The 8,822-nt window shown below is 62.9% G+C and carries 13 protein-coding genes; 6 read left to right on the forward strand and 7 right to left on the reverse strand.

Annotated elements, in window-relative coordinates:
• Positions 1 to 126: 126 nt before the first annotated feature.
• The gene (locus AOK24_RS21120) at positions 127 to 558 is read right to left on the reverse strand and encodes an ATP-binding protein (RefSeq protein WP_055721633.1); all 432 of its coding nucleotides are present in this window, start codon (positions 556 to 558) and stop codon (positions 127 to 129) included.
• 198 nt (positions 559 to 756) lie between these two features.
• Between AOK24_RS21120 and AOK24_RS21125 the strand changes: the two genes are divergently transcribed.
• The 3 genes from AOK24_RS21125 to AOK24_RS21130 are packed head-to-tail and all read left to right on the forward strand — an operon-like array spanning position 757 to position 2,074.
• Positions 757 to 1,644, forward strand: coding sequence for a helix-turn-helix domain-containing protein (locus AOK24_RS21125; RefSeq protein WP_055721625.1), 888 nt, complete (start codon positions 757 to 759; stop codon positions 1,642 to 1,644).
• Positions 1,611 to 1,868, forward strand: a complete 258-nt coding sequence (locus AOK24_RS46130) for a DUF397 domain-containing protein (RefSeq protein WP_240554038.1) — start codon at positions 1,611 to 1,613, stop codon at positions 1,866 to 1,868. The genes AOK24_RS21125 and AOK24_RS46130 overlap by 34 nt, the downstream gene beginning before the upstream one ends.
• 2 nt (positions 1,869 to 1,870) lie before the next feature.
• Complete coding sequence (locus AOK24_RS21130) at positions 1,871 to 2,074, forward strand: DUF397 domain-containing protein (protein WP_055721626.1); 204 nt, start codon at positions 1,871 to 1,873, stop codon at positions 2,072 to 2,074.
• A gap of 33 nt (positions 2,075 to 2,107) precedes the next feature.
• Here the strand turns inward: AOK24_RS21130 and AOK24_RS21135 are convergent, their stop codons facing one another.
• Positions 2,108 to 2,614, reverse strand: a complete 507-nt coding sequence (locus tag AOK24_RS21135; RefSeq protein ID WP_063799494.1) for a dihydrofolate reductase — start codon at positions 2,612 to 2,614, stop codon at positions 2,108 to 2,110.
• A gap of 37 nt (positions 2,615 to 2,651) precedes the next feature.
• Between AOK24_RS21135 and AOK24_RS21140 the strand changes: the two genes are divergently transcribed.
• Together AOK24_RS21140 and AOK24_RS46135 are read left to right on the forward strand one after the other, a co-directional pair.
• Positions 2,652 to 3,236, forward strand: coding sequence for a DUF5753 domain-containing protein (locus AOK24_RS21140; protein WP_206191244.1), 585 nt, complete (start codon positions 2,652 to 2,654; stop codon positions 3,234 to 3,236).
• 2 nt (positions 3,237 to 3,238) lie between these two features.
• Complete coding sequence (locus tag AOK24_RS46135) at positions 3,239 to 3,397, forward strand: DUF397 domain-containing protein (protein WP_079056915.1); 159 nt, start codon at positions 3,239 to 3,241, stop codon at positions 3,395 to 3,397.
• A gap of 101 nt (positions 3,398 to 3,498) precedes the next feature.
• Here AOK24_RS46135 and AOK24_RS21145 read toward each other — a convergent pair whose 3' ends face one another.
• The 3 genes from AOK24_RS21145 to AOK24_RS21150 all read right to left on the reverse strand — a co-directional run bounded on the left by AOK24_RS21145 (position 3,499) and on the right by AOK24_RS21150 (position 6,437).
• A complete protein-coding gene (locus AOK24_RS21145; protein ID WP_055721628.1) occupies positions 3,499 to 3,978 on the reverse strand; it encodes a hypothetical protein in 480 nt (159 codons plus the stop codon).
• Positions 3,979 to 4,091: 113 nt separating this feature from the next.
• On the reverse strand, positions 4,092 to 5,972 hold the full coding sequence (locus AOK24_RS46140; protein WP_079056916.1) for an alpha/beta hydrolase: 1,881 nt from the start codon (positions 5,970 to 5,972) through the stop codon (positions 4,092 to 4,094).
• A gap of 9 nt (positions 5,973 to 5,981) precedes the next feature.
• Positions 5,982 to 6,437 carry a hypothetical protein gene (locus AOK24_RS21150; protein ID WP_055721629.1) on the reverse strand — a complete coding sequence of 152 codons (456 nt, stop codon included), beginning with the start codon at positions 6,435 to 6,437 and terminating at the stop codon, positions 5,982 to 5,984.
• Positions 6,438 to 7,355: 918 nt separating this feature from the next.
• Between AOK24_RS21150 and AOK24_RS21155 the strand changes: the two genes are divergently transcribed.
• On the forward strand, positions 7,356 to 7,655 hold the full coding sequence (locus tag AOK24_RS21155) for a DUF6087 family protein (protein WP_055721630.1): 300 nt from the start codon (positions 7,356 to 7,358) through the stop codon (positions 7,653 to 7,655).
• A 6-nt stretch (positions 7,656 to 7,661) separates the two neighbouring features.
• Here AOK24_RS21155 and AOK24_RS21160 read toward each other — a convergent pair whose 3' ends face one another.
• Both AOK24_RS21160 and AOK24_RS21165 read right to left on the reverse strand, forming a co-directional pair.
• Complete coding sequence (locus AOK24_RS21160; protein WP_055721631.1) at positions 7,662 to 8,309, reverse strand: dihydrofolate reductase family protein; 648 nt, start codon at positions 8,307 to 8,309, stop codon at positions 7,662 to 7,664.
• Positions 8,310 to 8,420: 111 nt separating this feature from the next.
• Entirely contained in the window at positions 8,421 to 8,627 is a 207-nt protein-coding gene (locus AOK24_RS21165) for a cold-shock protein (RefSeq protein WP_055721632.1), read from the reverse strand.
• Positions 8,628 to 8,822 lie beyond the last annotated feature (195 nt).

The raw sequence follows: 8,822 nt of genomic DNA on the forward strand, positions 1-8,822 counted from the left end.
AGGTGTGTATAAGAGACGGGTATGACAGCAGTGCGGCGAGGAGTCTCATGGAGGTACGGCGCCGGTGTGCTTGGGGGTGGGGGGCCTCTGTCCTGCGGCGCGTTTACGGGGGCGCGCGGCAGGGTTCTAGGGGAGGGGGGTGGCCCTCTGCGAGGGGAGGACCTTTTCGGCCCACACGGTCTTGCCGATGACCTCGCTGACGACACCCCAGGTACTGGCCAGCGAATCCACGAGGGCGAGCCCCCGCCCCCTGTCTTCGTCGTCCCCGGCCTTCTGGAGTTCCGGCATCCTGTCGCTCTGGGTGTCCCGGACCTCGACGCGGAAGAGGTCGCCGTCCCGGGAGACGGTGAGCCGAACCTGACGTCCCGTCGTGCCGGGTACGCGTCCGTGGGTGACGGCGTTGGTCACCAACTCGTCTACGACGAGCGTGAGTTCATCGGCGAAGTCGTCGTCCACGGGGATGCCGCAGGTGAGGAGGAACTTACGGCAGTCGGTGCGGGCGCGGGCGGCGGCGAGCTTGGTCGTGGGGTAGTGGAAGCTGGCGAAATTCTCGGGCATGGGCTGCATCCCCCTCGGAGAGTTCGATGAGGCGAACGCTAATTCCGGTGGCAGGCTTTCCCAAGCGCGAGTTGCACTTTGGATTTGACCGTTTGCAACCCTGCAATCAATTCCCTTCGTTCGGGTGGCGATTGGGTTGCACAGTGCGTAGAAAATCGGGCACTCTGCTAAGGCTGATCGCGTCAGAGGGGGGAATGCGTGGCGACGCGCCGGATTTCACAGCCGACCGCACGCCAGGTCCGGATGGGCTCCATCCTCCGCGGCCTGCGTGAGGAGGGCGCCCACGGCAGCCAGGACACCGTCGCCGGTGAACTGGGCTGGTCCGAGTCCAAGTTGAGCCGCATCGAGTCGGGCCGCCTGGGCATCAGCGAGGCCGACCTGGGTCTGCTGCTGGACCGGTACCGGGTCGAGGACCAGAGCCTGCGTGGCTACATCGCCGACCTGCGCCGACGGGGAAACGTACGAGGTTGGGATACCGACGTCCGCTCTTTCGTGAGCGCTTCGCACGCCGACTACATCGGCTATGAATCGGACGCCGCGGAGGAGTACAACATGGAAACCTCGCTGATCCCCGGCTTGTTGCAGACCCACGACTACACGCGAGCCGTCTTCGATCAGCACACGCCGGACTTGACGGAGGCGCAACGCCAGGAGCGGCTCGACATCCGTGACAAACGGCGACAAGTATTCGACCGGGCAAGCCCCCTGGACCTCTGGAGTGTCATCTCGGAGTCGGTATTCCGTCACGCCATGGGCGGCCCCCGCGTCATGGCCGGCCAACTCGAATACCTGCTGGACATGTCCAGGGACTACGCACAATCGATCAGCGTCCACGTACTTCCGGAGCGATCAGAATCGCACGGAACCCTCTTCGGCCCCTTCGTCATCCTCTCGTTCCCGCAACGCTGGGAGTCCGACATCGTCTACCTGGAAGGCTTCACCGGCAGTAGATTCCTGGAGGACCCCGGCCAGGTCCAGGCGTACAGCAAGCTGTTCAGGCGCCTGATGATGAAGGACTCACTCCGGGCGCCGGAGTCACGCAAGCTGATCGAGTGCCACCTCGCAAACTACCGCAAGGACGCATAGCAATTTCACGCCATTCCATCCCGGACGCTTCAACGATCGACGCACAATGGCACAAGTCCTCGAAATCAGGAGGACACGAAAACTGCGTCGAAATCGCCGAGTACAAGGACCACATCACCATCCGCGACAGCAAGTCCCCCAACGGCCCTGCCATCCTGTACTCCCGAAGCCAGGTTGCCAGCCTGCTCGCAGGTATCAGGACAGGCGCATTCGACAAGGAGTAGACATGCCCGCACACGCTGTCCAGGACGCTTCCGCGCTCACCGTTTCGTGGCAGAAGGCTTCAGCTTCCGGGCATAGCAGCGACTGCGTCGAACTCGCCCCTTATCAAGGCCGCATCGCCATCCGCGACAGCAAAGCCCCCAACGGCCCCGCCATCCTCTGCTCCCGCCTCGCCCTCCTCGCCGCCCTCGAAACCGGCACGCTTTAACTCCCCTGCGAGCCAAGGCCAGCGGGCCTCCCCTTACTTTTCGAAAGTGAGGAAGTCGTACTGGTAGGTGCCGTTGTCATGCGAACTTCTTTCGAGCTCGGTGCCGAACTTCGAGTAGTCCGGAAACCTGGCTCGCCCGTCGAAGTTCGCATGAATCAAGGTGAGATAAAGCCTGTCGCAGTAGTCAAGAGCCTCTCGGTAGATGAATTCCCCACCTCCGATGAAGATTTCCTCGTGCTCTCGCTCGTGAGCATACGCGAGCGCGTTACCGAGGGAGTGGGCGACGAGGCAACCTTCTGGCGCGACGAACGAACGGTCCCTTGTCACGACGATATTCAGCCGCCCGTCGAGAGGTGTATCGAACTCGGCGAAAGTGACCCGCCCCATGATGACCGGATGCCCCATGGTGATCCGGCGAAATCGCCGAGAGTCCTCGGGGATACGCCACGGCATCCCACCGTCCGGACCGCCGATCACATTGCCCTTGCCGAGCGCCGCAATGGCACTCACGCGGGCTCTTCTCGGGTTTTCGCCAATCATGCCGTGCTCCTGGTCGGGTCGCGCCTCGCTCGGGGTAGTGGAATCTTCCCTCACCCCTTCTCCCCGAGCGCCGCCCGAAGCCAGTCCAACGCCCCCGTCGCTGATCCCCGGGCTATTGCAGACACGTGAGTACGGAGCGGCCATCCTCGACCAGCAGTTCCCGAACATGCCCGAGGACCAGCGCCTGGAGCGACTTGAGATCCGGGACAAGCGGCGTGAGGTGTTCGACCACCCCCGTCCCCTGGTCTTCTGGGGCGTCATCTCAGAGTCGGTGTTCCGGCATGTCATCGGCGGCCCCGAGGTCATGGCCGGCCAACTCGAACAACTGCTGAGTCTGGCGAAGGGCTACCCCGGCACGATCAACATCCACGTGCTGCCGGAGGAGTCGCCGTCGCACGGTGCCTTGTTCGGACCGTTCGTCATCCTCTCGTTCCCCCAGCGCTGGGAGCCCGACGTCGTCTATCTGGAGGGCCTCTTCAGCACCAGGTTCCTGGAGAAGACCGAGCAAGTGCAGGAATACAGCAGGCTGTTCAGGCACCTGATGATGGCAGACTCGCTCCGAGGAGCGGAGTCGCTGAAGCCGATCGAGCGTCACCTCGATGATTACCGCAAGGATGGCTAGGAATGTCGCAGTACAGCATCGCTGACGCATCCACGATCGATGCCGCATGGCAGAAGGCTTCGGCATCGGGAGGCGACGGCAACTGCGTCGAACTCGCCCCGTACGACGGCTTGATAGCCATCTGTGACAGCAAGTCCCCTAATGGCCCCGCCATCCTCTAACCCCGCCCTGTCCTCACCGCTCTCCTCTCCGCACTCAAATCCGACACCCTCTGAGACGAGCAGACTGGGGTCGCGGAACCTCCCGTAGCCCCAGCCGCCGGTCAGCCAGTCGGCGAAGCAGAGGCGATCGGAGTCGTCGACGACCAGAAATCAGAGCGGACGTTGGGGCGGGGAACCGGATAGTCGTAGTCGGGACCGTTGGCCGGGGTCTTGGGATCGGCGACCTTGGACGGCTTGACGCAGGGGGAATCAACTTCAAAGGCAACCTGGCCGGCGCCACCGACGAGAAGAGAGATACCGAAGCCGTCAGGAGACTGAGCGAAAATAGCGGGAAACGTCTTGCTCTTGTTGACGGACTTGATCTGATACCCGCTCTTCTCCCAGAACCGCTGCACGACCCCGAGGAAGTTCCCTCGACGCTCCTCGGAAATCACAGTCATCACCGTGCGCGAGCGAGAAACGTCACAGCTTCCCAGAGATGTGCCGCTATGAGTCCATTGAACCGCCGGTTTAATCGCTCCCAGTGTGACGTTCAGCATCTCGTCGGCCCGGTCTGCAGCTTGCTGCATGGTGATGTCCATGACTTCCTTCCGGCTCCCGTCGGTTCCTTCCCCTGTGGCATCAGATGAACTACTGCAGCCGGCGAGCAGAATTGCACTTGCCGCAGCAATCAGAACCCCGCTCCACGCTTTTCTCATCGAGGCCGCTCCAACTGTATTTCACTAGAATGCCCGGCAACAATCAAAGCGATATTGTTGGCGGACTCCTTGTCTTTCTCTGGATTAAAATAATTCGAATGCGCGGGTGTCGGTCCCTGGCCATCGACGAAAGGTCTCGGTCCATCATCCACCCGAAAACGCTGAGCGCCAAAATCTTTGCTGGCTGGATCGGTTCCGAACCAGATCTCATCCGGGTCCGTCTGTGCATCCTGCGCCTCGTACCCGGCGATCCCGCCTACGACCGCACCTGAGACTCCTCCGACGACAGCACCGACAGGCCCGGCCATGCCGCCACCGAGAACGAGTCCCGCTGACCCACCGCCTACAGCACCCGTAAGGATCCCGCCCGCTTCGTTGTGATTGGGAAGTTTGGTCACGGGGTCATTTTCTGCCGCACCTACGAAGACATGCCCCTTGCCCACATTGAGATCGGTGGCGTGGTGTGCTCCAGTTCCGGGACTGCCGACCAGGATGATGTCGTCGGCTCCTGGTATTCCACCATGCTGCTGAGCGGCTTGGCCGACAGTCAGTGACCCGTAAGAATGGCCGATAGCCGTAATGTGTGGATCGCCGGTTTCATTGGTGGCCGAGATGCCTGACATGAATTTATTGTAAGCCGTGGCACCTGCCTTCGCGTCATCAGTCGACATCACGTCCGCATTTTTGATGAAATCCGAGGCTGGCATTTGTGGTGCGTCGTACCCCAGCCAGACGATCGAAGCAGTGGAAGGGTCGTAGAACTGTGCATCTTTTGCGGTGTCACGTGCTCTCTTGAGGTCGTTCCTGGCAAAGTCCGCATCAACAGAGGTGCCCAGCCCAGGAACGTAGGCTGAAACATTCTTCGAGGTGTCCGGATTTCCGTAACTGACGATGGCTCGACCGCCACCCTCGTCTCCGATTCCCAGTAGATACATGGGAGGGAAATCTGGATCCTGATTTCGCAACTGGTAGTCGATCGACTTGAGTCCGTCCAGCATGGTCCGCGACTTGTCGTCATGCTGCTCCGACAGCTTTCCTATGAGAAGTTGAATATTCTCCCGATTCGCCTCGTCCCGTACGGAAGCCGGAATTCCGTCCAGGTTTCCTATCACGTCGGGGTAGACTGCGAGGTACTCCTCCCTCTGTTCCGGCTGCAGGCTGTCCCACCAAGCTTTGCGGTCAGCCGGACTCTTGTCGGTGGGGATGGATTCCTTCAAATATTCGGCAGCAGCTGACCGGACCGCCGATGCGTCGGACTCGGCATCTCCCCATGTCTTGTTGTCGACCGTTAGTCCGGGATCCGCCTTGAGCTTTTCCAGGGCCTTGCTGTATCGATCGTCAATCTCTGTAGCTTCTCTCAAAGCGTGAGCAACTCGATCCGCGATGTCCTGCGCCTTGGCATAGTGCGGATTCGGATTGAGGAAGCCCGATGTGTCCGCACCCAGTCCCCTGGAATACAATCCACTGTTTCCGGTGATCGTCCCGCCGGGAATCGGGTCTCCGGTCAGTGCGTTCTTTCCCCCTGCTGGATATGTGACGCTGCCGTCCGCGCCGACGGAATAGGTCAAGGAGGCGGCGTCTTCCAGAGTTTCATTCAAGCGGCGCCATGGTGCAGCTATTTCGGCTGAGAAGCCACTGAGTGCTCCGTGAGCGAGACCGCACTCGACCTGGGTGTAATGGAAATTATCGGAAAGTTTCTGCAGCTGTTTCAGTGCCGCATTCGCGGCCTCACCCTCGTTGGCTTTCCGCATCGCCAGAATGATCTGCTTGTCAATGCTCTCTCTGGCCGCGTCGGCCATGCTGCTCATGGTTCGGTAACCGTCTGCGGCCTCGGCGTACTCTGTCGGCTTGAGAGCTTTAAGGGTTTTCAGGTCCATTTCTCTACGTCACCGCTCCTTGCCGGAGCCGGCGGTGTCGGTTGCCTTTGGCGAGTTCAATTTTTCGATCTCCGCCTGAATCGCTTGGTCCGTTCGCAATTGGTCGTTGCCTGTCTTTTCCAGCACGCGGGCAAGCCCATCACACAAAGTCTTGATGTCCTCTACCCTGCGTTCCCAGGATTCGTACACACCTTGCTGGGCTGCTGCCGTCAGGCATCCCAGCTGACCACTCAGCCCTACTTGCGCATCGGACAGGGCGGTGAGGGATTTCTCCGCGTTGTCGCGCAAGTCCCCAACATCTCCGCCGACCTTGGACCAGGTGGCCTTGTCCGACCTCATCGTGCCGGCCACGCCACCGCTCGGGCCGACAGAACCCTGATCTGCGGGGTAGGAGTTCAACTGCATACGGGGGGATTGTCTCTCCGCCGCCGCGGCTTTGAGCTGCTCCCACTCGTCCCAAGCCACGCTCGGTCCCTTCCTGTGTATCGGGATACATCACTGATTGGACGATAACTGGCTGCAAGACGGCAGTCTCATCCGCGTGAGCTCCGTAAGGCTTGAGTATCCGTACTCAGGCGGAGCCACGGTTTCGATGCCTCTGAGGGACTTGCCGGGCATGGTGGTGAGGCGAAGTCCTGGGGTGGAGACCGAAGTTTCGTTGGGGGAGCGAGGTTGGGGTGCCGCATCGTCTGCGAAGGACGACTCCCGCACACTCGGCGGCATACACGCAGATGTTGTGCACAACAGCTTGCACAGCAACCCGAGCCGCCAGGAACCTGTTGGCGCGGGCTCCGGTGGGACACCTGTTCACCATCACCCCGGCCGCCGAGTACCTCTCACGCGGGCGGTGTCCACCGGGCCTTGGGGGACGCCGGAATCAGACGGCCGGTGAGTCGATGTCCGCGCTGCGGGTCCGTCCGAGGGAGATTCGCGACCGTCCGGTGATCCGGAGGGTCGCGAGCGAGATGTCTGACCGGTACCCCAGGGTGAGAGCGGTGGCCGAGTTCGTGGCTCGTCGGTTCGCGTGGATCAGGGAGCAGGGGGATTCGCGGAGTGGCCGCAGACCCCGGACGAGGTCGCCTCCCGAGCGAGTATGGCCGAATATCCATTCTGTGTACTGGAGTTGAGCGCCATCCCAGTCGGCTGCACGATCCTCCTCGACAGGCCCGGCGCACCGTCTTCACCGAGGCCGAACGCCGGGAGCCGTGCTACGTCCTCACCTCCTCCGTGACCGCCGGCCACCAGGGTCGCCGACTCGGCGCGCGGATCGCCGAGTGGGCCCTGGAGAAGGCCACCGCCGACGGCCGTATCTGGGTCCGCGGGATCACCCCAACTCCGTTGAGAGCACCGCCTCGACGCCATCCCCGACGCTAGGGTCACCACATGGACCAGGAACCCCTCTCGGAATGGGCGGAACGCCGGGACGCGAAGGTCGGGCGCCTGCGGGCTGTGCCGATCGTGCGTGGCGACGGTCCCAAGGCGGCGCACGTGAACCCGAACGAGCCTCGTGTCATTGAGCGTTGGAACGGCCATGCCTGGGAGCCGTCCGCCTACGCCGCCGATCTCGCGGAGGCGAAGCGGATCCTGTACCCGGAGACTGAGGCCCCCGCTCCCGGACCGGTACGTCAACCTCTGGCCCCCGGCCGAGGCAGGCACCGCAAGCCAGACCCCGACCGGCGCTGATGGGGCCTACTTCCGCCAGAACAGGTGATGCGCGACCCCGCTCGGACTCGGCACGACCTCCAGGTGGAACCGGTCGAGGAGTTCGTCCGGCGAGTCCCACAGGCGCAGGCCCGAGCCCAACTTCACGGGGGACACGGCGACATGGAGCGTGTCGACCAGGTCCGCTTCGAGGAACTGGCGGACCGTCGAGACGCCGCCCCCGAGGCGGACGTCCTTGCCGTCGGCGGCCTCGCGGGCCTGGGCGAGGATCGACGCGGGGTCGCCCGAGACGAAGTGGAAGGTCGTGTCGGAGAGGGTGATGGAGGGGCGCGGGTGGTGGGTCATGACGAAGACCGGTGTGCGGAAGGGGGGTTCGTCGCCCCACCAGCCCTGCCACTCGTGGTCGGTCCACGGCCCGCGCTGGGGACCGAACTTGTTGCGGCCCATGATCTCGGCGCCGATGTTGTTCCTGAAGTCCCGGGTGAGGTAGTCGTCGAGGCCGCGCGTCCCGCCGGGGTCCGTACGGTTCGGCCAGCTCGCCGTCGCTCCGGCCCACGCGAAGAGGCGCCCGGGGTCGACCGCGTCACCGAAGGGATGCTCCAGGGACTGGTTCTCACCCGCCCCGACCCCGTCGCTGGAGACGTTGAAGTTCTGGACGCGCAGTAGCTGTGGCATGGGTTCCTCCTGGGCCGGCGGTGACACCGATGAAGACTCACCGGACGATGAAAACTCATCGGTCGGCGCCGGCCCGGGAGGAAACAGGAGGAAACAGAAGGAAACGCGGTACTAGACCGCGCGGACTTCCCCGGCCTGCGGCCCCCGCTGCCCCTGCGTCACCTCGAACTCGACCCGCTGGTTCTCGTCCAGGTTCCGGAATCCGGTCCCCTGGATCGCGGAGTAGTGCACGAAGACGTCCGCGCCGCCGTCGTCCGGAGAGATGAACCCGAACCCCTTCTCCCCGTTGAACCACTTGACGGTCCCCTGCTGCGGCATCTACGGCCCCTTCCTCTGCTTGATCACGGTGTGCGTGCCGATCCTGCCCCACCGCCCAGCCGGGGAAACCGAGCCCATACCCCAGAGGTAGTACCCGAGGGCTAATCCCAGAGAGGTAACCCCAGAGAGCTAACCCCCGAGAGGTACCCCTGAGATGTAACCCCCTCACACCACAGGCTTCCCCGTCAGCTCCAC

This window comes from Streptomyces niveiscabiei, assembly GCF_001419795.1.
GTDB lineage: Bacteria > Actinomycetota > Actinomycetes > Streptomycetales > Streptomycetaceae > Streptomyces > Streptomyces niveiscabiei.